The 26,946-nt window shown below is 70.3% G+C and carries 18 protein-coding genes, 1 tRNA gene and 1 pseudogene; 9 read left to right on the forward strand and 11 right to left on the reverse strand.

Going from position 1 to position 26,946, the window contains the following annotated elements; genetic code table 11:
- From ENSA5_RS23275 to ENSA5_RS23285, 3 genes are all read right to left on the reverse strand, one after another.
- The coding region (locus tag ENSA5_RS23275; RefSeq protein ID WP_146156024.1) for a hypothetical protein at positions 1-776 on the reverse strand (776 nt) is incomplete at its 3' end.
- A 59-nt stretch (positions 777-835) separates the two neighbouring features.
- Positions 836-1,705 carry a twin-arginine translocase subunit TatC gene (tatC, locus tag ENSA5_RS23280; protein ID WP_106393891.1) on the reverse strand — a complete coding sequence of 290 codons (870 nt, stop codon included), beginning with the start codon at positions 1,703-1,705 and terminating at the stop codon, positions 836-838.
- Between the two features lie 8 nt (positions 1,706-1,713).
- Positions 1,714-2,436 carry a Sec-independent protein translocase subunit TatA/TatB gene (locus ENSA5_RS23285; RefSeq protein ID WP_106393892.1) on the reverse strand — a complete coding sequence of 241 codons (723 nt, stop codon included), beginning with the start codon at positions 2,434-2,436 and terminating at the stop codon, positions 1,714-1,716.
- A 172-nt stretch (positions 2,437-2,608) separates the two neighbouring features.
- Between ENSA5_RS23285 and ENSA5_RS23290 the strand changes: the two genes are divergently transcribed.
- From ENSA5_RS23290 to ENSA5_RS23315, 6 genes are all read left to right on the forward strand, one after another.
- On the forward strand, positions 2,609-4,744 hold the full coding sequence (locus ENSA5_RS23290; protein ID WP_146156025.1) for a retropepsin-like aspartic protease: 2,136 nt from the start codon (positions 2,609-2,611) through the stop codon (positions 4,742-4,744).
- A 7-nt stretch (positions 4,745-4,751) separates the two neighbouring features.
- The gene (locus ENSA5_RS23295; protein WP_106393894.1) at positions 4,752-5,414 is read left to right on the forward strand and encodes an HAD family hydrolase; all 663 of its coding nucleotides are present in this window, start codon (positions 4,752-4,754) and stop codon (positions 5,412-5,414) included.
- Positions 5,411-6,790 (forward strand): formimidoylglutamate deiminase, encoded by a 1,380-nt coding sequence (locus ENSA5_RS23300; protein WP_181198056.1) that lies wholly within the window; start codon positions 5,411-5,413, stop codon positions 6,788-6,790. The genes ENSA5_RS23295 and ENSA5_RS23300 overlap by 4 nt, the downstream gene beginning before the upstream one ends.
- Positions 6,791-6,800: 10 nt before the next feature.
- Positions 6,801-7,475: a hypothetical protein gene (locus ENSA5_RS23305; RefSeq protein ID WP_106393896.1), complete on the forward strand. Its 675-nt coding sequence runs from the start codon at positions 6,801-6,803 to the stop codon at positions 7,473-7,475.
- A 61-nt stretch (positions 7,476-7,536) separates the two neighbouring features.
- On the forward strand, positions 7,537-8,685 hold the full coding sequence (locus tag ENSA5_RS23310; protein ID WP_106393897.1) for a hypothetical protein: 1,149 nt from the start codon (positions 7,537-7,539) through the stop codon (positions 8,683-8,685).
- 469 nt (positions 8,686-9,154) lie between these two features.
- Positions 9,155-9,604 carry a hypothetical protein gene (locus ENSA5_RS23315; RefSeq protein ID WP_106393898.1) on the forward strand — a complete coding sequence of 150 codons (450 nt, stop codon included), beginning with the start codon at positions 9,155-9,157 and terminating at the stop codon, positions 9,602-9,604.
- A gap of 90 nt (positions 9,605-9,694) precedes the next feature.
- Here ENSA5_RS23315 and ENSA5_RS23320 read toward each other — a convergent pair whose 3' ends face one another.
- The 5 genes from ENSA5_RS23320 to ENSA5_RS23340 all read right to left on the reverse strand — a co-directional run bounded on the left by ENSA5_RS23320 (position 9,695) and on the right by ENSA5_RS23340 (position 17,673).
- Positions 9,695-11,974 carry a DUF4139 domain-containing protein gene (locus tag ENSA5_RS23320; protein WP_106393899.1) on the reverse strand — a complete coding sequence of 760 codons (2,280 nt, stop codon included), beginning with the start codon at positions 11,972-11,974 and terminating at the stop codon, positions 9,695-9,697.
- Between the two features lie 117 nt (positions 11,975-12,091).
- A complete protein-coding gene (locus tag ENSA5_RS23325) occupies positions 12,092-14,017 on the reverse strand; it encodes a serine/threonine-protein kinase (protein ID WP_106393900.1) in 1,926 nt (641 codons plus the stop codon).
- Positions 14,018-14,064: 47 nt separating this feature from the next.
- Positions 14,065-16,155 carry a S9 family peptidase gene (locus ENSA5_RS23330; RefSeq protein ID WP_106393901.1) on the reverse strand — a complete coding sequence of 697 codons (2,091 nt, stop codon included), beginning with the start codon at positions 16,153-16,155 and terminating at the stop codon, positions 14,065-14,067.
- Between the two features lie 21 nt (positions 16,156-16,176).
- Positions 16,177-16,647 (reverse strand): LuxR family transcriptional regulator, encoded by a 471-nt coding sequence (locus ENSA5_RS23335; RefSeq protein ID WP_106393902.1) that lies wholly within the window; start codon positions 16,645-16,647, stop codon positions 16,177-16,179.
- Entirely contained in the window at positions 16,648-17,673 is a 1,026-nt protein-coding gene (locus ENSA5_RS23340; protein WP_181198057.1) for a hypothetical protein, read from the reverse strand.
- Positions 17,674-18,177: 504 nt separating this feature from the next.
- On the opposite strand from ENSA5_RS23340, the gene ENSA5_RS23345 reads away from it, so the two are divergent.
- From ENSA5_RS23345 to ENSA5_RS23350, 3 genes and pseudogenes are all read left to right on the forward strand, one after another.
- A tRNA-Phe gene (locus ENSA5_RS23345) sits at positions 18,178-18,250 on the forward strand.
- 340 nt (positions 18,251-18,590) lie between these two features.
- Positions 18,591-18,782, forward strand: a pseudogene (locus tag ENSA5_RS39950) (hypothetical protein); the annotation flags it as partial.
- A 116-nt stretch (positions 18,783-18,898) separates the two neighbouring features.
- Positions 18,899-20,821, forward strand: a complete 1,923-nt coding sequence (locus ENSA5_RS23350) for a S8 family peptidase (RefSeq protein WP_106393904.1) — start codon at positions 18,899-18,901, stop codon at positions 20,819-20,821.
- Between the two features lie 245 nt (positions 20,822-21,066).
- Here the strand turns inward: ENSA5_RS23350 and ENSA5_RS23355 are convergent, their stop codons facing one another.
- From ENSA5_RS23355 to mtnA, 3 genes are all read right to left on the reverse strand, one after another.
- Positions 21,067-24,324 (reverse strand): serine/threonine-protein kinase, encoded by a 3,258-nt coding sequence (locus ENSA5_RS23355; protein WP_181198058.1) that lies wholly within the window; start codon positions 24,322-24,324, stop codon positions 21,067-21,069.
- Positions 24,325-25,010: 686 nt separating this feature from the next.
- On the reverse strand, positions 25,011-25,844 hold the full coding sequence (locus tag ENSA5_RS23360) for an enoyl-CoA hydratase/isomerase family protein (protein ID WP_106393906.1): 834 nt from the start codon (positions 25,842-25,844) through the stop codon (positions 25,011-25,013).
- Positions 25,845-25,862: 18 nt separating this feature from the next.
- Entirely contained in the window at positions 25,863-26,945 is a 1,083-nt protein-coding gene (gene mtnA / locus ENSA5_RS23365; RefSeq protein WP_106393907.1) for an S-methyl-5-thioribose-1-phosphate isomerase, read from the reverse strand.
- Between the last annotated feature and the right edge of the window lies 1 nt (position 26,946).

Raw genomic sequence — 26,946 nt, forward strand, 5'->3', positions numbered from 1 at the left:
GCCGTGGTGTCGGGCTCCGCGGTGGTGTCGGTCGCGGGGATCGGGGCGACTGGGGCCGGGGCCGGCTTCTCGGCGTCCTGGCAGCACAGGATCCCGCCGTTGCGCTCGGAGGTGACCGAGCCGCAGCCCTGGGCCTTGCCGACCGAGATCCGGGTCTTCTTGGGCCAGACGGCGTCCTTGCACTCGCCGGTCCGACAGTTCTCGCCGCAGCACACAGGCTCGGCGCCGTAGCCGTCCTTGAGGCAGGGGTAGCGGGTCGTCGGCCCGGGCGGGGGCGCGCACTCTTTCTTCTTTTTGACGTGGCTGATCGCGGCGATGAACTTGCCCGGGCCCGCGCCCTCGCTGCACTGCTTGTCGTCAACGCGGTCGCTGAGGTCGTGGTAGTCGCCGTTGCGCGCGCACACGTGCCAGCCCGGCGCGCACACGTCGGCCGGCGAGCTGCAGACGTCGAGGTCGTCGCCGCAGGCCTTGCTGGTCGGGCCCTTGCGCAGGGTCATGGTTCCGTCCCACACGCCGAGGCAGCCGGCGATCGTCGGGAACTTCTCGATGTCGGCGAAGCCCTCGCGCTGACCGTCGGCGCAACCGACGACCTTCGGGTCGCCGCCGCGCTCGCTCTCCTTGAACTTGATGTCCGTCAGAGCGCTCGGGGCGTTGTCGTCGATCTTGGCCTCCTTGCCGACCTTCTTGGCCGTGTTCTTGGCAGGCGGAGGACCGCAGGCGATGAGCGCGGTGGAGGCGAGCAGGCCACTGAGCGCGAGGACGGCGCGTAGTTTCATGGCCCGGGACTGTATCAGCTTGTCCGGACCCGGGTCAGCCCTCTTTGTACAGGCCCGCGCTAGTCGTCGTCGGGCTCGTCGTCGTCGTCGGGGTCGTCGTCGGGGTCGTCGTAGGCAGCGAGCTCGGCCTCGACCTTGGCCGCGGGGTTGATGATCCGGGCGATGCCGACAGAGATGAAGTAGAGCACGACCATCGGCCCGGCCATCAGCACCTGGCTGACCGGCTCGGGCGGGGTCAGGATCCCCGCGACCACGAACATGATCAGGACCGCGACCTTCCAAAAGCGCAGCAGGGTCTTCTCGGTCACGACCCGGGCCTTGGCCAGGAAGGCGACCAGCAGCGGGAACTCGAACACCAGGCCAAACGCGAGCAGGACCCGCGTGGTGCCCTTGAAGTAGTTGTGGAGCTCGAGCTGGATCGACTCTCCGCGACCTTGCGAGTACTCCATCATCCACTCGTAGACGAAGGGCAGCACGACCGTGTAGGCGAACGCGGCCCCGGCCAGGAACATGATCATCGAGACGATCACGAAGGGGACCGCGAAGCGCTTCTCCCTGGCGAACAGCCCCGGGGCGATGAACAGCCACAGCTGCAAGAACAGGTAGGGCGCCGTGATGAAGATCCCCGCGGTCACGGCCACGCGGACGTCGACCATCAGCGGGTCCTGGATCGCGAGCGCCTGCAGCTCGGCCATGTCGCCCATGCCGACCGACTGCCACGCACGGTCGAGGGGCAGGCGCAGGAAGGCCGAGATCTGCGGGGCGAAGTAGAAGCTGCTGAAGAAGCCGACCGCGATCCCCAGGACCATCCGGATCAGCCGCCCGCGCAGCTCGCCGACGTGATCGAGGAAGGCCATGGGCTTGTCGCCCTCGGGGCCCTCGGCCAGGCCCTCCTGGCCGTTGTTGTCCTGCTCGTCGTCGCGGGCCATGGATGTGTTCAGGCGACCCCTTCGCGGGCCTCGCCGTTGTCGTCGGACTCGTCGCCTGCTGCGGCGTCGGGGGTGCTCGTCGGCGCAGTGTAGGCCCCCGGCGGGCGCGGGGCGATCCTTCGCGGGTCGGCACCCGCGACGGCGCCGCCAGGTGCCAGGTTGTCGTGGGGCTCGCTGCCCGAGCCGCTGGCGTTCGACGCGGCGTCTGGCCTGGCGTTCGAGCCGGAGTTCGGCCCGGAGTTCGACCCGGAGTCCGAGGCGATCCGAACCGGGGTCGCGGGGCTCGCGCTGCCGCTGGCGGGCGGCTCGGCGTTGTCGCTGGCCCCGCCAGGCTCGCTGGCCTCAGCGCCTTCGGCGGCGTCCTCGGCGGAACCCTCGGCGGCGTCCTCAGCGGCCTCGGCCTGCTTGGCCTCGGCCTCGCGCTCGGCCTGGATCCGGCGCGCGGTCGCCATGCGCATGTCCATCTGGGCCTTCGCAAGCTGCTGGCGGGCCTTGCGTTCGGCGTCACGGACCTCCCAGCGGGCGTCGTTGTAGGCGCCCTTGATCTGGTCGATCGGCTCGCGGAGGTCCTCGTCCTCGAGCACGGTGTTGCGGAAGTCCTCGGCGGTCTTGCGCACCTGACCGTAGATCCGGGCGATCGAACGCACGAGCTTGGGCAGCTCCGTCGGCGGGAACAACATCACCGCGAGCGCGATGATGAGGCCGATCTCCATCATGCCGAGACCGAACACGGGCGAACCATAGCAGGGGCCGCGAGCGCATGGACCTCGACGGTGTGAGAGTCCTTTCGAGCGCGCCCCCGGCCTGGCTCTTGAATCGCGACGATCCGTCCGGAGCAAGCTGCGCGCCCGGAGCAAAGCTGCGCGCCTGGACACCCCCGCGGCGCGGGGGCAATCTTCGCGCATGCTTCCCCCCCCCTCGCCCACAGCTCGCGTCCTGCCGCTGTGGTTGGCGCTGGCGCTGGCGCTGCCGGCCCTGGCCCCGGTCGGTTGTCTGACGATCCCCGAAGATCTCGACGACCCCAACGCCGCGCCGGTCGCTCCGTCGACCGTCCAGGAGCTCCTCGACCGTCACGTGGCCGCCAGCGGCGGCGCCGAGGCCCTGCGTGCCATCGAGCAGCGCACCGTCGAGGCCCGGGTCGTGTTCAAGGCCCAAGAGGGCTGCGAGGAGGGCGACCCCAACTGTGTCTGGGAGGAGACGACCGGGCAATTCGTGCTCTACACGACCGCCGACGGCCGCATGTACCGCCGCATGGTCGTCGGTGACAACGTGCTCGAGCGGGGCTTCGACCGCGAGACCGGCTGGCAGATGCAGGCCGAGCCCCAGATGCTGGTCATCGAGGACCCCTCCGCGACCCCGGTCCTGCGCGAGGACGCGCTGCTGCACTGGTACCTCGACGTCGAGACCCGCGAGGAGCTCGCGCTCGAGCTGCTCCCGACCCGCAAGACCGACGAGGGCGTCGAGCTCGACGGCGTGATGTGGTTCGCGGCCTCGCCGGTCATGCCCCAGAGCGAAAAATGGTTCGATCGCGCGACCGGGCTCCTCTATGAGGAGGTCGAGCGCGACACCGAGACCGGCGACGTCGTCCGCCGGGTCTACAGCGACTACCGCGACGTCGACGGCGTCCAGGTCCCGTGGCGGATCGAGCAGATCACCGAGGTCGAGGGCTACCCCGACCACGTCGTCGAGCTCAACATGCAGGTCATCCACCACCGCCCGGTCCGCGAGGAGCTGTTCGCGCTGCCGGAGCTGGCCCCGACCGAGCCCGAGCCCGACCAGCTCCTCGCCGCCCTCGAGCAGGCCGCCGCGGACGCCGCAGAGTCCAAGGGTGACGCCCTCGCCCAGGTCGTCCACGCCCGCCTGGCCTTCGCCGCGGTCCACTTCGACGAGGCCGAGGCGGCCGCCAAGAGCGCGCTGAAGATCGACAAGAACGAGCTCGAGGCGATCTACATCCTCGCGCGGATCGCCCTGCTTCGCGGGGACATCCGCGGGGCCGACAAGCTCCTGCGCCAGGCGACCGCCAAGGGCCTGCGCGAGGACGAGGCCGCGCGTCAGTTCGCCTGGATCCACCTGCGCAAGGGCGAGTGGGCCAAGGCCGCCAAAGATCTGAACCAGGCCGGCAGCCCCGATCTCGCCCGGCGCTACGAAGCCTTTAATGGCAAGCCGCTGGTCGCCAAGATGGGCGGCGACGGCTGCTCGACCACGCTGCCGATCGAGATCGCGGGCGGTGCGGTCGTCGTCGAGGTCGGCGCCGACGGCGACGCCCTGCGCCTGCTCCTCGACACCGGCGCCTCCGACCTGATCATCTCCGACGAGCAGGCCCACAGCCTGGTCATCGGGACCGACGCCGAGGCGCCGCTGGTCGGCGGCGGCCCGCCGCTCAAGCAGGGCCAGCTCGACAGCCTCACGATCGGCGACCTCGCCGTCACTAACGTCCCGATCACGATGTTCCCCAACGACCAGCTCGGCTCGGTCGTCGGCATGGAGGGCGTCGACGGGGTCCTCGGGATCCGGCCCTTCGCCGGGCGCCAGATCAGCGTCGACCGCGAGGCCGCGACGATGGAGATCGTCGAGCCCTCCAAGCGCTGCAAGAAGCAGCTCGAGCGCAACCGCAGCGGCAGCTGGGTCCCGTTTTGGATCCACGAGACCCACTACCTCTACGTCGTCGGCCACATGAACGGCGCCGAGGGCTTCTACCTGCTCAACACGGGCATGCGCGGGGCAGATCTGACCGCCAACGAGGCCGCCTACGCCCACGCCGGGATCGGGGCGCCGCCGATGCACGCCGGGGCGCCGACCCTCGCGCGGGTCGAGCAGTTTGGGCTCGGCGAGTTCGAGCGCCAGGACCTCGGCGCGGCCTGGGGCTTCCTCCAACAAAACGCGACCAGCGACGGCTTTCGCCTCGACGGGATGCTCGGCCTCGAGGCCCTCGGGCGCGGGCGCTGGACCCTCGACTACGAGCAGCAGCGCCTGTACCTCAACCCCGCCGCGCCGACGCCCAAGCCCGAGCCCGCGGCGACGCCCAAGCCCAAGCAGTGACGCGACCATGCGCTACCCGGTGCTGATCTTCGATCTCGACGACACCCTGATCGAGAGCTTCCCCGAGTACGTACGCCTCCACCAGCGCATCGCCGCCGACCTCGGCTGGCGGGTCCCGAGCGCCGCGGAGCTGGTCCACTACGGGCCGACCTGGGAAGACACCCTCGCGCGGCTGTGGCCCGGGCTCGGGCTCGACCCCTTCATGGCCTGCTACGAGGAGCTCGCCGACGAGCACTGCTACCCCGCGATCACGGGCGTGCCCCAGGCGCTGACGCGACTGCGGGCCCAGGGCCACAGCCTGTGGATCGTGACCAAGCGCTCGCGCCGTCGCCTGGCCCAGCGCATGAACCAGGCCGGCCTGGGCCAGGATCTGTTCGAGGGCATCTTCGCCATCGAAGACCAGCCCGCGTCCAAGCCCGACCCGCGCTGCTTCGCGCCGGTCTGGCAGGCGCTCGGCTCGACCATGGCCGAGCGGGCGCTCTACGTCGGCGATCGCGAAGACGACCACCTCGCCGCGCGCGCGGCCGGGCTGCGCTTCGTCGGGGTCCGCACGGGGCCCGAGCACCACACGGGCGTCGATGCGCGCAGCAGCTTCCTCGACGCGCTGCCCGACGAGCACGTGCTCGACACCGCGGCCGAGCTCCCCGCCTGGCTGGAGGGTCCCTGGTGAGCGCGAGCGAGGTCGTGGGCGTCACCGCGAGGCTCGCCTGGGTCGAGCTCGATGGCCGGCCACAGCTGGTTCGTGAGCCCGAGATCCGCTTCGACCGCGCGACCGGGACGATCCTCTCGATCCGGCCCAACGCGTCGCGGCCCAACGCGTCGCTCGAGGACGCCCCCGCGCCCGGGCAAGGCCTGACGCCGCTGCACGATCTCGGCCCCGCGCTGCTGCTCCCGGGCATGGTCAACGCCCACAGCCACGCGTTTCAGCGCGCGATCCGTGGCGCGACCCACCGCCGCGCCGCGACGGATCCGTCCAGCTTCTGGACCTGGCGCGCGGCGATGTACGAGGCCGCGAACGCCCTCGACCCCGACGCCGTCTACGCCCAGACTCGGGCCTGCTTCGCCGAGATGCTCGGACGCGGGATCACCTGCGTCGGCGAGTTTCACTATCTTCATCACGGGCCTGACGGTCGACCCTACGCCGACCCCAACGAGCTCTCGCGCCAGGTCATCCGCGCGGCCGAGGACGTCGGCCTGCGCCTGAGCCTGCTCGAGGTCTACTACGCCCGGTCTGGCCCCGGCAGTGACGGCCCCCAGCCCGAGCAGCGCCGCTTTTGTGACGGCTCGACCGACGCCTACCTCGCCCGCGTCGACGCGCTGCGCGAGCTGGCCGCGAGCGTGGCCTGGCTCGAGCTCGGCGTGGCCCCGCACAGCGTCCGGGCCGTGCGCGCCGACGAGCTCGCTCGGCTCGCGGCCTACGCCAACGAGCACCGCCTGCCGATCCACGCCCACGTGTCCGAGCAGCCCGTCGAGAACCAGCAGTGTCGCGACGAGCACGGCCGGGCGCCGCTCGAGCTGTTCGCCGACGCCGGCTGCCTCGCGCGCGAGCGCGCGTTCACGGCCGTCCACGCGATCCACGTCGAGGCGCCCGAGCTCGAGCTGCTCCGCGCTCAGCAGGTCTGCGCGTGCCCGACGACCGAGGCCGACCTCGGCGATGGCGTCGTCCCGGCCGCCCGCTGGCGCGAGCACGGGGCGACCCTGGCCCTGGGCAGCGACAGCAACGCGGTCATCGATCTGGTCCAGGAGGCGCGGCTGCTCGAGATGCACGCGCGCCTCCGCGACCAGGCCCGCCTGCGCCTGCGCGACGACGCGGGCCAGGTCGCGCCGGTCCTGCTCGCGGCGGCCACGACCGGCGGCGCCCAAGCCCTGGCCCGACCCGAGCTCGGCCGCCTGGCCGTGGGCTCGCCCTTCGACGCGCTCGCCCTCGATCTCGGTCACCCGATGCTCGATGGAGTGGCCGAAGACCGGGTCGTGGACGCCCTGTTCCTCGCGGGCACCGCCGAGCCGATCTCGCAGGTGTGGGTCGGCGGCAAGCGCAGGATCTGAGGCGTAGCGGATGCCTCGTCGCCGACTGCCACTGCTGCTGCTGCTGCTGCTCGCGCTGCCGATGGCCGGGGGGGCCTCGTGCCCGGCGAAGCGCAGCGACTGCGAGTACGACTCGAGCGAGCGCTGCTTGTGGGAGCGGGGCGAGCTCAGCCCCGCGGCCGGTGGCGACGAACAGCTCGACGGCGAGGGCGGTCCGGCCGCGGACTCGGGCGGGTCGAACTCCCCGGACTCGACCGAGCTCGACGTCGCGGTCTCCAGCATGATCGAGATCATGCGCGCGGGGGTGGAGTGGTCGCTCGTCGACGAGCAGGCCCGGGGTCTGTGTCGAGAGCCCAACAGCGAGGGGCAGCTCGTCCCGACCGAGGTCATCGCCGCGCCCGACGACGCCTGGAGCTGCCGGGTCAGCCTCGATGACCAGCAGCTGACCCTCGAGGCCGGCAGCGGCGTGCTCTCGCTCAGCTCAGTCAAGCTCGACGACGGCCAGAGCGACGAGCTGTTCGAGTCTGCCCGCGCGCGCTTCGACGAGCGCTGCGCCGGTCGTTTCGTGGATCTCGAGGGCACAAAAGGCGAGAGCTTCCTCCGCTGTAGCCTGCCCGAGGGACCCTACCTGGTCCTCGCTCGGTTTCCGCGCGACCTCGACCAGCGCGCCTGGCAAGTCTCGATCGCCATCGTCGACGCCGGGTAGCGCGAGGAGCGCAGCTGCTTCGGCTTTCCCTCTGCTCGTGTTTGCGTACACTCCGGGCGCCATGGTCGACGACATCAGCATGCCCAGCAACCACGGCGGGATCGTGTTCCCCCTCGACATGTTTCGCCCGACGATGCTCGCGGCCGCGATCGCCGAGGGTTTGATCAGCCAGGCCCGCAACATCGTCGACGCGAAGCTCGAGCTCGTCCGTCACCCCGAGATCCAGCTCGTGCTCGTGCGGATCATCGGCGGGGTCGTCGGTGATGATCCGGCCGCGTTTTGGCGTGAGAACGTCGAGCTCGGCGTGGTCGCGTCGCAGGTCCTGCCGCGCCAGTGCTTCTTGTACTGGGTCGCGGGCGAGCCCGAGCCCCGCCAGGGCTTCATCGTCGCCCAGCGCGGCCAGGTGCTCCACGCCCAGGACGCCACTCAGGATCAGCTCCCGCCCGAGGCCACCGCCGCCGACTGGCCGGTCGCGCAGCTGCTGACGCAGCTCCAGCTCGAGCCCGAGGAGCTCGCGGGTGGCTTCGCCGGGGGTCCCCGCGTCGAGCTCTCGCTCCTCGATCGCGAGGGCGACGATCGCGAGCTCCTGATGACCCTCGTCGGTCAGCAGCCCGGCGGCGAAGATGGCGGTCAGCCCGAGGCCGGTGGCCCCGCCGGGTCCGCGCCCGACGCCGAGGCCGGCCCGCCCGCGCCCAAGCGCGCGAGCGTCGAAGACGACAAGAAGCGTCGCGCGGCCGAGCACCAGGCTGAGCTCGAGGCTCGCCAGGCCAAGGCCGACTCGATCCACGCAGATCTTCCCTACGTCCTCGACGAGCTCGGCATCGTCGTCGCGCCCGCGGGCGCGGAGCTGGCCGACGCCGACATCCTCAGCCCCTTCGTGGTCGCCAAGGTCGACGGCGAGCTGCCCCCCGGCATCGAGCGTGGCCTGCAGGATCAGCTCCAGGGCAAGCGCGTAGACTTTGCCGTGCCCGTCGAATTCCTGAGCGAAGTGTTCGTAGAGGAGGGTCCTCTGTCCAAGCCCGCGTTCGAGGAGCGCAGCGCGGCGCGGACGCTCGGTGGGGCCGAGCTTCGTGTCCTCGAGGTCCTTGGGCCGCGTCTCGGGCGTGGATCCTTCATTCGTCGCGGCCGCGCCGGGGTGTTCGTCTCGCGCACGCCGGAGCTCGCGCTGCCCGCCGCGCTGATCACCGAGCTGCTCGACCGCCAGGGGTGATCGCCCGACCTCGCTGTCGTGCCTACGACATTGGTGTCCTGCGGGGTCGCATTCGCACCTTCTGCGCCCGGTCGAAAAAGCGCATAGTATTGTTGCGTATTGCAACACTCCGGACCGGCTAACTGTGTGTAGTTTGCACATCACGCGGTGATTGGGGGCCTGGAGCCACACTTTTGGCCAGATCGAGGGAATTTTTTCGCGACTGGATACCGACGTGTTTGTGATGGAGCCCACCATCTTAACTATAGCGAGACCTGATGTTGACGTTTCCTCAACAATTTCAAGCAATTGTAAAATTGCGTCAGGTCCCCTGGCGAGCGGGAGGTGCTGAGCTAGCCTGAAACTGGGTCGACGACAGAGCAGATCGAGCCCGGTACGAAACTTGAAGTTTTGCTCCGGTAGGTCGTCGAAGCCCACCGGGTCCCGGGACTGACACCGCTGAAAAAGCAAACAGACAAGGATTACTCGAATGTACTTGCGAAAGAACAAAGTCCGCTGTGGCGACTCTCGCCGAACCTACCTCTCGATCGCTCACAACGTGTGGTGGTCCGGCGAAGGCAACAAGAAGGCGCAGAGCCGTCCGATCGTCATTGCCTCGTTCGGCGTAGAGGACAACGTCGACGTCGAGCTCGCCCGAGACGTCGTCATCGCCGTCGAAGCCAGCGCCCCGCGCTATCCCTTCCGCCGCGGCGAAGGCAAGGCCGCGACGGTCCGCATCGCCCAAGAAGTCCGCAAGATCGAGCCCTTCCTCAAAGTCCTCGTCAGCCGCAAGCTCGGCCTCGCCGAGCACCTGCCCCCGCACCCCCACCGCAGCGAAGTCCTCGAGGCGCTGATCCGCGACCGCCTCGCCGAGCCCGACTCCTCGAACCTGCGTGAAGACGAGATCATGACCTCGCTCCGCAACCGCTTCGGGGCCTGAGCCCAGTCCCAACCCCAACGTCCAACGTCCAACGTCCAGCGCAAGAAAAACCCGGCAGGTCGCCCGACCTGCCGGGTTTGTTGCGTCGCCCTACTTGGAGCCCGTTGACCCGGGCTTGCCGGGGGTCACCGGCGCGCGCAGATCCAGGTCCTGGATCATGTCCTCGAGCTCGATCTTCTTCTCGAGCCGCTTGCTCTCGAGCTCGACGATCTTGCGGCCCTTGGCGTCGGCGTCGCTCGAGAATTCGTCGAGGCGCTTGTTGAGCTTGTTGCGCAGGCTGCCCGCGGCCGAGTCCTTCTTGATCGCCTCGAGGTTGCGCCGGGTCTGATCCGCGCGCTGCTCGAGCTCGGCCTGCTGGCGGCGGAGGCCGTCGACCTCCGTGTCGATCCGGCCGATCTCGCGGCGCAGCTCCACGATCGGCGCGAGCTTCTTGCGCGCGGCCGCGTCGAGGTTGTCGGCGGCGAGGAATTTTTCGAGCAGCTCGAGGGCCTGCTGATCCCAGATCGCGATGCTGATCTTCGACGGGGTCTGCTCGACGACCTTGATCGAGGCGCTGCGCGCGTTGGCGCCGAGCTCGACGGGGATCAGCCACGCGCCCTCGAGGTCTTCGGTGCCCTCGGGCCGCTGCGCGAGCTCGTAGTTGGGCCCGGTCTGGGGCTGGCGGATCAGGACCTTGTAGGCGTCGGGCTTGGCCGGCCCGCGCACGTCCCAGGTCGTCGTGGTCTGGTAGAAGCTCTCGACCTCGAGCACGCCGCGCACGATCCGGGTCACGGTCATCTCCTGGCCGCTGTACTGCTTGGCCGAGGTCACCATGATCCCGGCCTCGACGGCGAAGGGGATCGTGACCGAGGTCCCGGCGCCGACGGCCTCGGACAGGCCCTCACCGACGAAGCTGCCGCCCGAGTAGATCGAGATCGGCCCGGGCTCGAGCACATACTCGGTCGAGTTGGTGAAGCGCACGACCCGGTAGGGGTTGGTCTCGTAGCCGTAGCCGCCGCCCCCGGGCTTGTAGAGGAAGGTCTGCTCGGCGGCGATCTGCTCGTTGATCAGCGCGACCATCGTCGAGGTCCCGTCGGGCACGGTCACCGGGGTGGTCAGATCGACCCGCGTCAGGCCGGAGATCCGCTGCGAGCGGGCCGAGGCGTCGGTGCTGCGGCGCAGCGACTCGAGGTCGAGGCTCGGACCCTGCGCGAGGCTCTCGGGGGCGGGCTGCGCCGCGGACGGACGCGCCGCCCGACCACCGGAGCCGACGGACTTCTTGTCCTTGGCCTTGGCCTTGGGCAAATCGACGCTGCGCTTTTCTTCGTCGGCGAGCATCTCGCCCCAGTAGTCGCCGCCTTCACCGCCGTAGAACTCGGCCGGGGCCTCCTCGCGCTCCTCGAGCTTGCTGGCATCGACGACGGCCTCGTTGGCCCAGGTCGTCTCGCCGATCGCGACCGCGGCCTGCTTGTGGACGCCGCTCTCGGTCATGTCGCTGCGGTAGACGTCGCGCGGCGTGTGGAGGTCGTAGCGAAACGCGATCGGGGCGCCCGAGGTCAGGCTCAGGCTGATGTCGCTCCAGTCCTCGCCCGAGATGTTGTCGACGACGGCCCAGCCTTGCAGCAGCGCCTTGCCCTTGCCGTCTTCGGGCAGGACCACGCGGTAGGTCGGCTTCCACATCGGGGCCGAGACCACGTAGCTGACGGTCAGCTCGTGGCTTCGGGCGCCGGTCAGGCGAACCTCGATCTCGACCTGCTCGAACATGCCCTCGCCCGCGGACGCGTCGAGGCTGCGGTGCAGCTGCATGGCGAGGTCGCCGTCGTGGAGCGTGACCCCCTTGACCTTGGACAGGCGCACGACCTGCATCTGGCCGTTCGACAGCAGCGTCAGCTTCCAGTCGCGGGAGTCGCCGCCTTGCGCAGGCGGGACCAGGGCGCTGCCCGACCGCGTGGTCGGATCGGGCTCGTTGACGCTGCGCTCGACCATCACGACGCGGCCACGGATGATCCGCCCGCCGTGGGTCCGGACCGTGATCGAGGTCCCGCGGATGCTGTCGAGGACCTGGGCGAGCGAGCCGCGACCGGGGGCCAGGGTCGCCATCGCGGCGTTGGCCCAGGCCGAGGGATCGAGGGGCATCGACACGCTCACGGCCTTGCCGTCGCGGTCGACGACGGTCAGGCTCTTGAGCAGATCGTTGACCTGATCCTTGCGGACCTTGAGCCGCAGGACCTCGTCGTTGACCTTGCCGCGGCGCTCGAAGTAGCCGATGCCGTTGCGGTAGAGCACGACCGTGTCGAGCTCGAGATCGTCGACGGTCGGGAAGGGCGTGCGCCCGGCACAGCCAGTCAACAGGGGAAGGGCGAACAGGGTGACGATTGCGAGCTTGCGCATGGGCCTCCGGGGCCGCAGAGGTTGGCGCGGCCGTGGGCCTCGCAACGTCTCGGCTGGTCGCCAAACTTACACGCTCGTCGCTCGAGACCTTCGAGGCCCTGGCGTGCTTGGACTCACTCAAATGCCGTCTGGAGCAGGTAGCTCGCCGAGGCCCCGCTCGTTCTCGCCGGCTGGAGGTTGGGGATCGCCGGGGCCCGGGGCGACGGCGGTCGTCGAGCCCTCGTCCTTGGGCTTGGGCTTGGGCTCGGGCTCGGGCTCCGGCTCGGGCTCGGCCTCGTGCTCGCGGATCAGCTTGGCGACCTCGAGCCGCTTGAAGTAGGCGCGATCGCTGTCGGGCAGGTCCTGGTTGTCGAAGGTCTCGTAGACGGCGTCGAGCAGGGCCCGGCGCTCGTCCTCGCCGAGCTCGGACTTGGTCGCCATGGTCAAGAAGCGGGCCTCGAGCTGCGCGAGCGGGAGCTGGTCGCCGCGCCGCTTGAGGTCGAAGTTCTTGCGGTAGAGCGCGATCATCGAGACCAGCTCCTCGCGCAGATCGTCTTCGTCGATCTCGCCCGCGTCGAGCGCGGCGACGCGGGTGGCGTGGCTACGCCAGACGTCCGCGACCTCGGACGGCGGGATCCGGCGGCCGTCGAGGATCTCGCCCAGCTGCCGCTCGAGCTGCGCGCGCGAGCGAGTCAGGAGCGCGCGGGTCTCGTTGTCGAGCCTCGGCGCCCGATCTCGGCGCTTGCTCGTGTCCTGGACCTCGCGTCGCTGCTCGCGGACCTTGGTGCTGTTTTCGAGCTGGGCCTCGGCGCGGGCGCGGGCCTCCTCTCGGGCCTGGGCGACCGCGGCCTGCTGCTCGCGGACCTGCTGCTCGAGCGCGCGGGCGCGGGCTCGCTCGAGGGCGAGGGCGTCTTCGGTCTGGGCCCGCGACTGCCACAGCTGCCAGCCGCCCAAGCCCAGCGCGGCGAGACCGACGAGCGAGAGCGTGACGACCAGCGCGCGGCGGAGGGTCTTGCGACGGGCGCGGCGGCGGGCGGCGGGCGAGCGACCGGTCAACGCAGCGCGGAGCTCGAAGGCCACCGCCGCGGCGTCGGCCGGGCGCTCGTCGGGGTTCTTGGCCAGCAGGAGCATCACGACCTCGGCCAGCGCCCGCGGGACCGTTGACGGCAGCGGCGGCGGCTCGTCGTGGAGGTGGGCCGTGATGAAGCCGATCGCCGTCGGCGACGCGAAGGGCAGCTCACCGACGAGCATCTCGTAGAGCATCACGCCGAGGGAGTAGAGGTCGCTGCGCCCGTCGACGCCCTCGGCGCGCAGCTGCTCGGGCGACATGTACTGCGGGGTCCCGAACATCGCCCCGCTGCGGGTGATGTCCGAGCCCTCGAGCTTGGCGACGCCGAAGTCGAGGACCTTGGCGAAGCGCTGGCCCGGCGCGTCAGCCCGCTCGATCAGCATGATGTTCGAGGGTTTGAGGTCACGGTGGATGATCCCCGCGCCGTGGGCCTCGGTCAGGGCCGCGCAGATCTGGGTTGCGATGTCGACGCAGCGCTCGGCGTCGAGGGGCCCCTGCTCGCGGAGCACCTGAGCGAGGGTCTGGCCGCTGAGGTACTCCATCGCCATGAACAAGGTCCCGTCGTCGAGCTCCCCCCAGTTGAAGATCTGGACGATGTGCGGGCTCTCGAGGCTGGCCGCGGCCTTGGCCTCGTTGCGGAAGCGCGTGACGTGGTCGTCGACGTCGCGCTCGCGGATCTGGGCGTGGACGATCTTGATCGCGACCTGGCGACCGATCGCGGCCTGATCGGCGAGGTAGACCTCACCCATGCCGCCCTCGCCGAGCTTGGCCCGGATCACGTACTGGCCGATGACCTCGCGGCCGATCATCGACGGGCCGTGGAAGCTGCGGGACAGGTCGAGATCGCCGACCGGGACAGTCGGCGCGCCGCTGGCCGTGTTGGCGCCGACGAGCTGACGCCGCTCGCGTTGCGCGCCCTCGATCGTCGCGCCGCAATGCCAGCACTCCTCGGCGCCGGCCTCGATCATCGCGTCGCAGCTCGGGCAGCTCGCCACGCTCGAATGCTACTGCATCGAGGCCGGCTGCATCAGGCCGGGCTGGGTCAGGCCGGGGGCTGCTCCGGGAGGCCGAGGCGATCGATCAAGAAGGCGTACTCGAGCGCGATCTCGTGCAGATACTCGAACCGGCCCGAGGCGCCGCCGTGGCCCGCGCCCATGTTGGTCCACAGCAAGATCTCGCGCGCGTCGGTCTTGCGCTCGCGCAGGCGCGCGACCCACTTGGCTGGCTCCCAGTAGCCGACGCGCGGATCGTTCCAGCCCGCGAGCACGAGCATGTCGGGGTAGGCCTGCTCGCGGACGTTGTCGTAGGGCGAGTAGGCCCGGATCCAGGCGAAGCCCTCGGGCGTGGTCGGGTCGCCCCACTCGTCGCGCTCCATCATCGTCAGCGGCAAGCTGGGATCGAGCATGGTGTTGAGGACGTCGACGAAGGGGACGTCGGCGACGAGGGCGGTGAACAGCTCGGGGCGCGCGTTGGCGACCGCGCCGATCAAGAGCCCGCCCGCGCTGCCCCCGGTCGCCGCCAGCTGCGAGGCGCTCGTCCAGCCGTCCGCGATGAGGTGCTCGGCGCAGGCGATGAAGTCATCGAAGGTGTTGTGCTTGTGCGCGAGCTTGCCGTCCTCGTACCAGTGACGGCCGAGCTCGCCGCCGCCGCGGGTGTGGGCCATGGCGACCACGAGCCCGCGCTCGAGCAGGCTCAGGCGCATGCGCGAGAAGCTCGGATCCATGGTCATGCCGTAGGCCCCGTAGCCGTGGAGCAGCAGCGGTCGGGGGCCGTCGAGGGACCCGCGCCAGACCAGCGAGATCGGCACGCGCGCGCCGTCGGGCGCCGTCGCCCAGACCCGCGCGCTCTCGTAGTCCGAGGGGTCGTGGCCACCGACGACCTCCTGGCGCTTGAGCAGGACCCGCTCTCGGCTGTCGAGGTTGTAGTCGTAGATCGACGCGGGCGTGGTCAGCGAGGTGTAGCCAAAGCGCAAGGTCGAGGTCGAGAACTCGCGGTTGGCTCCGGACCAGATGCTGTAGGTCGGATCCGGGAAGCTGATCAGGTGCTCGCCCGGGGCGGGCGCGTCGTCGTCGCCCGCGTGGGTGGGCATCGGCGCGAGCGGGACCACGCGGATGCGCTGGAGACCCTCGCAGCGCTCCCAGACCACGAGGTGATCGGCGAACACCTCGATGTCCTCGATCAGGACCTCGTCGCGGTGGGCGATGAACACCCGGGCGCTCGGGCCCGCGGCGCCCGGCAGCGGCCACAGCTCGACGGCGAAGTTGCGCGCGCCGTCGTTGGTCAGCACGAAGAGCTGCTCGCCGCGGTGGGCGAGCCCGTACTCGACGCCCTCGCGTCGGGCCGCGACCAGGCTCGGCGCGGCCTCGGGGGCCGCGCTCGGGATCAGCCACATCTCCGAGCTCGCGTTCGAGTCGATGCTCAGGGCCACGTAGGCGCGCGAGCGCGTGCGGTAGAGCGAGACGTAGAACCTCTCGTCGGGCTCGTCGTGGACGCACTGGTCGTCGCTCGGAGCCTGGCCGAGGCGGTGGCGCCAGGCCTGCCACGGGCGGTGAGCGTCGTCGAGGCGGGTGTAAAACAGCACGCCGTCGTCGGCCCACGCCAGCGAGCTGCCGCAGCCGGGCAGGGTGTCGGGCAGCAGCTCGCCCGTGTCGAGGTCGAGGATGTGGATCGTGTAGATCTCGTCGCCGTCGAGATCGACCGCGTAGGCGCACAGGCGGTGGTTGGGGCTGATCGCGAGGGCGGCGAGCCCGAAGTACTCGTGGCCTTCGGCGAGCCGGTTCTCGTCGAGGTAGACCTGCTCGGGCGCCGACTCGGACGCCCGGGGCCGTCGGCAGTGGCGCGGGTACTCGTCGCCGACCTCGGTCCGCGAGTAGTAGCACCACGGCCCGTCCGGGCTCGGGACCGAGCGATCGTCCTCTTTGATGCGCGCGCGCATCTGGGCGTAGAGTTGGGCCCTCAGCTCGCCCGTGCGCGCGTCGAGCAGCGCCTCGGCGCGGGCGGTCTCGAGCTCGAGGTGAGCGCGGACGGCCGGATCGTCACGGTCGCGTAGCCACGCGTAGTCGTCGACGAGGCGCTCACCGAACAGCTCGCGTGAGACGGGGCGTTTGGGCGGGTCCGGGGGCGCTTGGGTCATCGACCCGCGCTTGTAGCAGGGTCACGCGTTTTCGTCGTCACCGGGGTCGCCGGCGTCGGCCTTGTCGCCGTCGTCGCTGACTGGCGTCGTCGAGCTGAGCTCACGCTCGTCACCGCGCGGCTTCTCGCGTCGGGCGCCGCCGCCGAGCTGCAGGGCCTCGCGCAGCAGGGCCTCGCGCGAGCCCGCGCCGGTCTTGGTGAAGATGTTGTGCATGTGCCACTTCACCGTCGCCTTGCTGATCCCGAGCTCATCGCCGATCTCGGCGTTTTGTCGGCCATGGAGCACGCGGCTGAGGATGTCTCGCTCGCGCTCGGTCAGCCGGGCCTGGGTCGTCAGCCGCGCGACCGCCCAGCGCAGCCGGGTCTGGGTCGAGTCGTGGTCGATCTCGCGGACCGGCGCGTAGCCGAGGGCCTCGAGCAGCGCGATGATCTTGTCGGCGTGCTCGTCATCGTCGACGGCAAAGCGGACGCGAACCTTGTTGGATGTACCCATCTATGTAGCGGCTCCTGTGGTCTCGAGCTCGTCGAGCGCCGCGCAGCGGCGGTGACCTCGACTTCGTAGCTCGCGTTCGATGAGCCCGACCGCGGCCGGGCTGTAGACGTGGCTGATCACCGTGCGGTCGTGACCGCGGGCCTTGTTGAGGAAGGCCCGGGAGTGGGCGCGGCTGCCCTTGAGGCCGAGGTGAGCGATTACTTTTCCGACCCGCATGGCCGTCATCCCGCACCAGCTCTCGGCGATCTGGGTCGGCGTCGACCAGCCGTGGGCGAGGGACTCTCGGTAGTCCTCGAGACAGCCACCGAGCGCGAGCTCGCTCGCGACGACGCGGTGGGCCGTGAGCAGATCGGGCGCGACCAGCCCGGCCTGCTCGAGGCGATCGAGGAGGCGCTCGAGCACCGCGGCCTCGAAGCAGCGTCGCTCGAACTCGAGCCGGTTGGCCGCGATCGCGGCTGCGTCGACCGACAAGATCGGCCGCTCGAGCGCGCGGGTGGCTCGCTCCCACGCGTGGAATTCGGGCACGACCTGGTCGCGCAGGTGGGCCTTGAGCCGCCGGGCGGTGGCGCTGTCGAAGCACGCGCACAGCTCGTCGATCGCCGGCGGACCGAGGAGCGTGATCGGCTTGCGATGGTGGGTGGGCGCGAGCACGACGTGGGCGCGGTCGAGCTTGTCGAGCAGCTCGCGTCGGTCGCCGCCGACGAGCTGAACGATCGCGCCCTCGGGGCAGGACTCGAGCCAGCGCTGGGCCAGGGCCGCGAGCAGGTGGGTCGGATCCTCGACCCCGAGCGCGCCGCTGAGCTCGGTCAGGAGCCAGTAGGGTCGGTGGTCGCAGGCGACCGTGACCAGGCTCCAGCCCTCGAAGCAGCCGACGAACTCGACCGCGAGCTCGCGCTCGGTCGCGAGGCTCGGACCAGGCTCGGCGGTCGGGCTCGCTCCCCGGCCAGGCTCGGGCCCGGGGTCGGTCTCAGGATCGTCGGCGCGGGCGCGGGCCCGGGTGGCGGGGTCTGGCAATCTCAACAGCATGGGTCGAAAACCTCCAAGCGATGTCAATATGCACCCTCGACCCCCTGACGGTCATTGACCCCATTGTCACGGGGGGATCACCGACGCGAAGCGCTGTCACCGTTCGTCACCGTTCGTCACCGTTCGCCGCCTCGACCGACAGACCGCGATGTTCCCTCGTTTGGAGCTCGGCGAGGCCCACCCGCTGGTGGGGGCTCGAGCCCAGGCTAAGTGGGTGATTTCGAAGATATCATGTAGCGATTGAATATCGCGACTGATTGCATGCAAGTGTTGCAACCCGCGGCGGAAACTCGCGGGTTCTTCGTCAGCGTCGGTCCGTCGGTGACACCATCGGTGACGCGGGTCCGGAACGCCGCCCTGCGGACCCGACCTCCGGGTCTGGGCTCGACTGCGCCGCTCGCGGCGCCCCCCACCCGAGCGCTGGCCGATCGGGGGCTCGTCGCGGGACCTCGACGCTTGACGGGTGTTCGCCGACAGAGTAACCCTACGCCCCCGCAGCCGAGCGCCCAGGTAGCTCAGTCGGTAGAGCAGGGGACTGAAAATCCCCGTGTCGGCGGTTCGATTCCGTCCCTGGGCACCCATTTTGACCCCGCAGACCTCGTCTGCGGGGTCTTTTTGTCCTTGTCGGATGTGCCAGCCCTCGGGTTGGGATGCGTGGTGACCGCGGGCTCTCATCGAGTGCGGGTCGCAGCGACGAGCGGGAGCGAGAGGAGCTGCCGGGGATCTCGCTGCGACATGGTCGCCGTCGACGTTCAAGGCTCCGCGTCGATTCCCCCCTCAGCTGGTCTCGACCTCGTACGAGCCCGAGGGCGAGGGCGAGCGCGAGGCCGTGAGTGGCTGACCGGCGGTGGAGGACGCAGGCTCCGAGTCGACGCCTCAACCCGCGGTCTCGAGCATCTGCTCGACATCCAAGGCGGGTGCGAGCGGGTCGAGAACACGGCCTCTTCCGCCGACCGCCTGATCTTTACGGGAACGGCTGGATCGCGATCCCGCTGACGATCCTCGTGGGCCTGAGCTTCGCGCTGATCTCGGAGCTCGGCCGGGTGCTCGAGGATCCCTTCATGACCTTCGGGCCCGCGCTGCCGCTCGGGGCCCTGTCGAAGACGATCGAGATCAACCTGGGTCAGGATCCTGATGTGCCTGAGCTGGCGCTGAGCCCGGGCGTGCACCAGGACCCCACGCGCCCTATAATTCCCGCCGCTGCCCGAGCGCGGCCCCAACGTCCATGCAACGAAACGCCCCCGTCGTCACACGCACTCGCCTCGCCCTCGCTGGAAGCGCCCTGTTTGGGCTCAGCTGCCTGCTCGCCTGGCAACACCGAGACGTCGACGACGGACTCCGCGCCGAAGACATCGCGCAGACCACGATCGAGCAAGAGCTCGCCGAGGGTCAGGACGGGCGCCAGCTGCTCTTGGATCTGGTCGAGCCCGAGGACGGCGAGGGCGGGTCCGAGGCCGAGCTCGAGCGCCTGGTTCGCTCGCTCGGGCTGCGCGCGGAGCCGGCCGGCTTCTACAGCGAGACCGAGCACCTGTGGCGGGTCCATGGCAGCCCCGAGCAGCTCGCGGCGCTCCAGCGCGAGCTCGCGGATCACCCGCTGATCGAGGGCGTCGAGGCCGACGTGACCTACTCGCTGCCAAGCGGCACGTTCAGCGTCCTCGATCAGGATCAGGTCGACGACGGGGCCGACATCGCCAAGCCCCCCCGGCCGCGCTTCGTGCCCAACGATCCGATGTACAAGCTCCAGTGGCACCTCGACGCGATCAACGTGCCCGAGGCGTGGATGCACACCCGCGGGCGCGGGGCGACCGTCGCGGTCATCGACACGGGCGTCGCCTACAAGGACCTCGAGTGGAAGAAGGTTAGCGCCAAGGCCGTGCCCGACCTCGCCGGGATCGAGTTCGTCCACGGCAAGAGCTTCGTCAGCAACGGCCTGCCCGACGGCCTCGACGACCACGCCCACGGCACCCACGTGACCGGGACCGTGGCCCAGGCGACCGACAACGGGGTCGGCGTGGCGGGCATCGCCCACAAGGCCAAGATCATGCCGCTCAAGGTCCTCGGCGCGACAGGGGGCGGCTCGGTCGCCGACATCGCCAACGCGATCCGCTACGCGGCCGACAACGGCGCCGACGTCATCAACATGAGCCTCGGCGGCCCGCTGCCCTCGCGCGTCATGGCCAAGGCCGTCGCCTACGCCCACGACAAGGGCGTGACGGTCGTGTGCGCGGCCGGCAACGAGAAGCGCTCGCGCGTGTCCTACCCGGCCGCCTACGAGGGCTCGGTCGCGGTCGCGGCCACGGACTACGAGGGCAAGCGCAGCTTCTACTCCAACTGGGGCAAGCAGCTCGACATCTCGGCGCCTGGCGGCGACACCCGCAGCGACAAGAACGGCGACGGCCAGCCCGACGGCGTGCTTCAAAACACGATCGCGATCCAAGATCCCTCGCGCAACGACTACCTGTGGTTCCAGGGCACCTCGATGGCCTCGCCCCACGCGGCCGGCGTCGCCGGGATGATCGTCGCGCAGGGTGTGACCAACCCCAAGGAGGTCGAGCGGATCCTCAAGGAGACCGCCGTCCACCCCAACAAAAAGGAGTGGGACAAGGAGTACGGCGCCGGGATCATCGACGCCGAGGCGGCCGCGATCGCGGCCCGCTCGAGCTACCGCGGCGAGCGCCTCGGCTTCGCCGGACTCCTCGGCCTCGTCGGTCTCGGCGGCCTCGGCTTCGCAGGCATCGGCGCAGCCGCGATGACCGGCAGCGCCCGCCGCCGCAAGCTCATCGCCGGCACCGGCCTCGTCGCCGGCCTCGGCCTCAGCGTGGGCGCCGTGACCATGCCCGCCGCCTACATGCTCGGCGGCCTCACGACCTGGCTGGGCTCGGGCCTGTTCCTGTCCGCGCTGCTCCCGGTCCTGCTCACGGTCGTGCTCCTGCAGATCAAGTCGCTGCGCGGCTTCCTGGCCGGCCTCAGCCTCGGCTGGGCCGCCCTCCTCGTCCACGGCGCCGTCGTCCTCCCAACCCTGATCGAGGGCGTCCCCGGCGGCGCCGGCTGGGACCGCCTGTGGCTGGCCGGAAACGCCGCCTTGTGCCTGTGGCTCGCCCATCGCGTAGGCCGCGCGGGCACCGACTCGCCCTCCGACGCGACCTAACCCAGCGGCCAAGCTCATGAGCCGCTCGCGGCGAAGCTCATGAGCCGCTCGCGGCGAAGCTCATGAGCCGCTCGCGGCCAAGCTCATGAGCCGCTCGCGGCCAAGCTCATGAGCCGCTCGCGGCCAAGCTCATGAGCCGCTCGCGGCCAAGCTCATGAGGAGCTCGATGCCGGGCAGATGAGGAGCTCGATGCCGGGCAGATGAGGAGCTCGATACCGGGCAGATGAGGAGCTCGATGCGGCGGTCTAAATCGGCCGCGTTCGCACGGTGTCTTCGTCGGGCGTGCTAGCGAGCTCGGGCGTGCTCGCGGCCTCGATGAAGTTGGTCCCGATGTCGCGCTCGATCCGGGCGAGCGCGTCCTGGGCCCAGTGGACGAAGCTGATCTCGTTGGTCGAGTGGAAGTCGGCGAGCATCTCCTCGAGCTCGCGCCGGGCTCGCGGGGTCTGGCCCATCATGTGGGCGACCTCGGCGTCGAGCAGGCGCAGCTGCTGGAGCGTGACCTGGTCACCCGAGCCCTGCTGCATGCTCTGGCGCGCGGACGCGAGCTGCTCGGCGCCGTCTTCGACCTTGCCGAGGCGCGCGAGGGTGTAGCCGAGGAACCCGCGGTTGAGGTGTACGGCCTGGTCGAGGCCGAACAGCGCGGCGATGTCGATCGCCTCGTTGAAGGCCGTGGCGGCGGGCTCGAGCTGGCCGGCCCGGAGGTAGAGGTCGCCGAGGTTGTGCAGCGGGGTGTGCAACAAGCGGGGCACCTTGGCCGCGCGGATCTGGTCGATCGCCTGCTCGGTCTCGGGGATCGCCCGATCCGGATCGCCGCCGAGCACGGCGAGGAAGGCGATGCCCGACAGGTAGCTCTGACGCTGGACGACGGGCACGCGGGCGGCGATCGGCTTGCCCATCTCGTGGAGGCGCCGGGCCTCGCCGAGCTGACCCGAGAGCGACAGACAGCGCAGGCGCACGCCGATGATGTGGCAGACGTCGACGTCGTTGGCGTCGTCGAGGTCGAGGATCGCCATGGCCTTGCGCGAGTAGGACCCGGCCTGCTCGATCTCGCCGGCCTGGAGCAGGACCTCGGCTCGGCGGTTGGAGATGCGCAGCTCGAGGACCCGGTCGCGGGCTCGCTCGGCGGCCGCGGCCGCGCGCTCGAGGCGATAGAGCGTGACCTCCATGTCGTCGAGGAAGTCGGCGGTGTAGCGATCGGCGAGCCCGAGCCAGAACAAGGACTGAGCCCGGAAGTCGCGCATCAGCTCGGCGAGCAGGATCCCGGCCTCGTAGTGGGCGGCCTCGCGGCGGGGGTCGTCGAGGGCGCCCGCGCCCTGGTTGAGCAGCAAGAGCTTGGCCTCGAGCAGGCGGGGGATCGCCGCGGTCCCGCCGTGCTGGCGCAGGCGCCGGATCAGGCGCTCGAGCACGGCCGCGCCGAGCTGGGCCTGGCCAACCGCGAACAGCCCGGCGGCGGCCTCCTCGAGGGTGTCGACGGCCTCGAGCCCTTCGCCCGCGTCGTCGAGCAGCCGGACCTTGAGGAACACGAAGTTGCTGTCGATGACCTCGAGCTCGTCGATCCGCGAGGCGAGGTCGAGGCGGGTCTCGTCGAGCGAGTCGCAGTAGCGGCGGCGCACGGCCTCGCGCACGGACTCGTGCGCGAGGGTGATCTGGCTGTTGCCCGACGACGCGTTGCGGACGATCAGGCCCTCGCCCTCGAGCCGATCGAGCGCCCGGCGAAACCGACTCTTGCGCAGATCGCTGAGCTGCTCGAGCTGGGTCTCCTCGATCGGGGCCTCGATCAGGTAGAGGATGCTGGCGATCTCCCACGCGCTGACGCCCTGGGCGTCGAGCCGGGCCTCGGACCGCTGGGCCAGGGTCTGGTGGAGGTTCTGGGCCGCGGGCGAGTTCGAGCGGAACGACCAGTCGTCGGCGTCGCGGACGAGGATGCCCTCCTCGATCAACACGCGCAGGGTCTCGCGGAAGCTCAGGGGGTGGCCCCCGGTGAGGTTGTCGAGGGCCTTGACCAGGTCGCGGATCGCGTTCGTGTCGCCGAGCACGCCCTGGAGGACCGAGTGCATCTCACGCCGGGTGAAGGGGCGCAGGTTCCAGGTCTCGGCCAGCTGGTCGCGGGTCAAGGTCGCGAGCAGCGGGGCGAGCTTGGTGTGCGGGGTCGAGCTCGCGCACAGCAGCAGCGGGGCCTCGTTGTGATCGACCGCCCGCGTGAGCTGCTCGAAGCGCATGAACTCGGTCTGACCCCTGGCGAGCTCGGACAGGTGGAGGCAGTAGGGCCGCTCGCGGCACGCGGCGATCAAAAATTCCATCAGGCGCCCGGCCGCGCGCTCGTCGGTCCCGCGGTCGCGGGCGAGCTGGAGCAGCTCGGCGTAGTCGGCGACGACCTTCGAGCGCTCACCGAGCGCGGTCGCGAGCTGGACGACGACCGGGCCGAACGCGCCGAGGGCCGTGCGCTCGGTCGTCCAGCACGAGCTCTCGACAAACAGCCCGCCGCCGATCTGGATCTCGCGGCGGAGCTCGTCGAGCAGGCGGCTCTTGCCCATGCCCTCGGGCGCCTCGATGATGATCGTGCGGATCAGCCGGTTCCTGCCCCGGGTCCGGCTGCTCTCGGCCGAGTCCTCGGGCAGGAGCACGTCGGTCGCCCGGGTCAGGAGCAGATCGAGGTAGCTCTGACGATCGGCGAAGGGCAGGTGCTCGACGAACACCCGCGCGAAGTCAGCCCGGTCGACCTTGCTGTCTTGGCGCTCGCGGATGTGCGAGGGCTCGCGGCGCAGGAGCTCGAGCACGATGCTGCGGGCGCTCTGGGGCCGGCGCTCGGGATCGGGGTGGAGCATCCGGCCGATCAGCTCGGCGACGACCGGGCCCGACTGCTTGAGCAGGGCCCCGGCGAGCTCGGGCCGCCAGTCCTTCTGGGCGCGCAGGGCCTCCTCGAAGTCGCGCGACGGGAAGGGCTTGCTGCCGCGGATCGCCGCGTACATCGTCGCGGCGAGGGAGTAGATGTCTGAGCGGCTGTCGGTCTTCTCGCCGCGGATCTTTTCGGGCGCGGAGAAACCTGGCGTCCCGATCACGGTTTCGTCGTCGTCTTCGTCTTCTTCTTCGTCGCCCTCGCCTTGGGCCCGCTTCTTCTCGCCGTCGGGTCCCTTGCGCAGGACGCGGGCGAGGCCAAAGTCGATCAGCTTGGCCTGAGCCTGGGCGTCGTCGCGGGTTGCGATCAGCACGTTGGTCGGCTTGATGTCCTCGTGGACGAGGCCGAGGGCGTGGATGTAGTCGAGCGCCCGCGCGAGCTGCACGAACATGTCGACCACGACCTCGCGCGGCTTGCCGTCGAGGAAGTCGCTGAGGTAGACGCCCTCGACGAGCTCCTGCGTGAAGTAGACCCCGTCAAACTCGTCGCATCGACCGAACTCGTAGACCGTCGCGAGATTCGGGTGGTGGAGCTTGGTCAGGAGGAGGAACTCGTCCTTGAACGCCTCGGTGATGTCGTCGTTCGGCGTCGGCGAGGCGCCGGACACAAACCCACGACTCGTGCGCGGACTCGCTCGGCTGTAGCCCCTGAAACGCGAGCGTGACGATGAGGCCGAGCGACCGGAGGACTGCGGCTCGGCCGACTTCGAGCGGGTTCCACGCGGGTCCAGGGACGCGTCGGTCCGGATCACCTTGAGCGCGACTTCGCGATCCTCGAGCTCATCCTCCGCTCGGTAGACCGCTCCGAAGCCCCCCTTCCCGAGGAGCTCTTTAATCTCGTAGCGCCCCGCGATTTTTTTCGGGATATCGGTCATCGACGCGTAGCTGCGCTGGCCGCGGCTGGACTGTATCCACCGCGATTGGCCGGCACAACAGCGCCGTCGACTGGTGGATGATGAGAGGGAAAACTCTGGGTATCTCGGATCACTTTTATTACACCAATAAAAAGCACTGGCTAGTAGCGCGGGCGTACAGTAGGTGGGCGGAGCACCAATACTGGCCAAAAGAACGTGAATTGATCCAAAGCCAGGGAGCAATGCGAGCTTCAGGCTCGTGCGCCCTCGCCACCCCCGCCACCCCGGAACGAGTTCGTGATCAAAATGACGGTTTGACCCACGCGCCGTGTGGTGACGGGGACGAGATGCCCCATGGCACTACGCCCCATCGCGGGGGTTGATACCGCCCGAGAGGGCGCGCGCGAAACCCGATCACGACGAGCCCCTCAGACTTCAGTCTAACTGTGCTTGCCCCACGCGGGGGTCTCGCCCGCGCGAATCGCCGCGAAGCTGGCGCGGCCGATCGCCGCTTCACCCCGATCGACGCAGCGCTCGTAGGCGGCCTCCTCGAGCTCGATGCGCTCGGCCTCGCAGCGACCGAGTCCGTCGAGCAGGGCGGCCTTGAAGCTCGCGACCGCGAGCGGCGAGCGACGGCAGAGCTTCGCGGCGAAGCCCTCGACCCGCGCGAGGCCGGCCTCGATGTCGGGCGCGAGCTCCTGGATCAAGCCGACGCGCTGGGCCTCGCTCGCGTCGATCGACTCGCCCGTGCAGCCGAGGCGCAGGGCGTGGGCGGGGCCGACCAGGCTCGCGAGCTCGGCGGTTCCGCGCGCGCCGGGGATGATGCCCAGGCCGGTCTCGGGCAGCGCGAAGCTGGCCGCGGGTGTCGCGATCGAGTAGTCGGCGGTCAGCATGTACTCGGTCCCCCAGCCCAGGGTCACGCCCGTGCTGAGGGCGACGTTGAACAGCGGCAGCCGACGCAGGCGCTGCATCAGCTTGCGCTGACGGATCACGTGGGCCTTGACCCGGGCGTCGTCCCAGCCGACGCGCTCGGTCACGTTGGCGCCGGCGATGAAGATCGGCGTGCCGCGCTTGCTGACGCGGCGGCTGGTCGTGCACAGGCAGGTGATCGGCGCGGCCTCGCCGGGCTGCTCGATCCCCGCGCACAGGGCCTCGAAGGCGGCGAGCTGCTCGCTGCCCATCTCGTTGGCCTTGCCGTGATCGAGCTCGAGGATCAGCAGCTGGCGGTCGGCGTCGAGGCGGGGATGGAGCGCGGAGATCGGGTCGAGATCCATGCCCGCGGTTGTACTACCTCAGCGCCCGGCTCGCGCGAGCTGCCCGGGCTCGAACACGCCGCGCTCGGTGATGATCCCGGTGATCAGCTCGGCCGGCGTGACGTCGAAGGCCGGGTTGCGGACCGGGACCGTGGCCGGGGCTCGGAGCGCGCCGCCGTGAACGCGGACCTCGTCGGGGCTGCGCTCTTCGATCGGGATCGCCGCGCCCGACGCGAGCGAGAGATCGATCGTCGTCCATGGCGCGGCCACGTAGAAGGGCACGCCGTGGTGCTTGCACAAGACCGCGACCGTGTAGGTGCCGATCTTGTTGGCCGCGTCGCCGTTGCGGGCGATGCGATCGGCGCCGACGATCGCCGCCTGGATCTCTCCGCGGGCCAGCATCGCGCCGGCCATGTTGTCGCAGATCAGCGAGCAGGGGATGCCGTCGTGGACCAGCTCCCACGCCGTCAGCCGCGAGCCTTGCAAGAGCGGCCGGGTCTCGTCGACGAACACGTGGAGCTTGGTCCCGAGCGCCCACGCGCTGCGGACCACGCCGAGCGCGGTCCCGTGGCCCGAGGTCGCGAGGGCGCCGGTGTTGCAGTGGGTCAAGATCCCCCCAGCTGGGAGCTTGGCGGCCCCGTGGGCGCCGAGCTCGAGGCACGCGCGCAAGTCTTCGCGGACGTGGTCGAGGGCCGTCGCGCGCAGGACCTCGCGGAGCTTGGCGACCTCGGCCTCGGGCTCGCGGCGCAGCTGCTCTTGCACGGCCGCGCGGAGCTGGTCGAGGGCGACGAACAAGTTGACGGCCGTCGGTCGGGTGTCGGCCAGGCGCGCGCTCGCGGCCTCGAGCTCGGCGAGGAACTCGGCTTGGGTCTCGGGCAGGCCGAGGCTGACGACGTAGAGCCCGATCGCCGCCGCGCAGCCGATCGCCGGGGCGCCGCGGACCGTGAGCGTCTCGATCGCGACGGCGATGTCCTCGAGCGCGTCGAGCTCGAGCCACACGCTCTCGCGCGGCAGCTGGCGCTGATCGAGGAGCACCAGGGCGCGCCCGTCCTCGCGCAGCTGGACCGGGCGCAGGCCGGCGTAGGTGTCGGGGTTGGTGTCGAGCTTGGTGGTGATGGTCATG

The organism is Enhygromyxa salina (genome assembly GCF_002994615.1).
In the GTDB taxonomy this organism is placed as follows: domain Bacteria; phylum Myxococcota_A; class Polyangia; order Nannocystales; family Nannocystaceae; genus Plesiocystis; species Plesiocystis salina_A.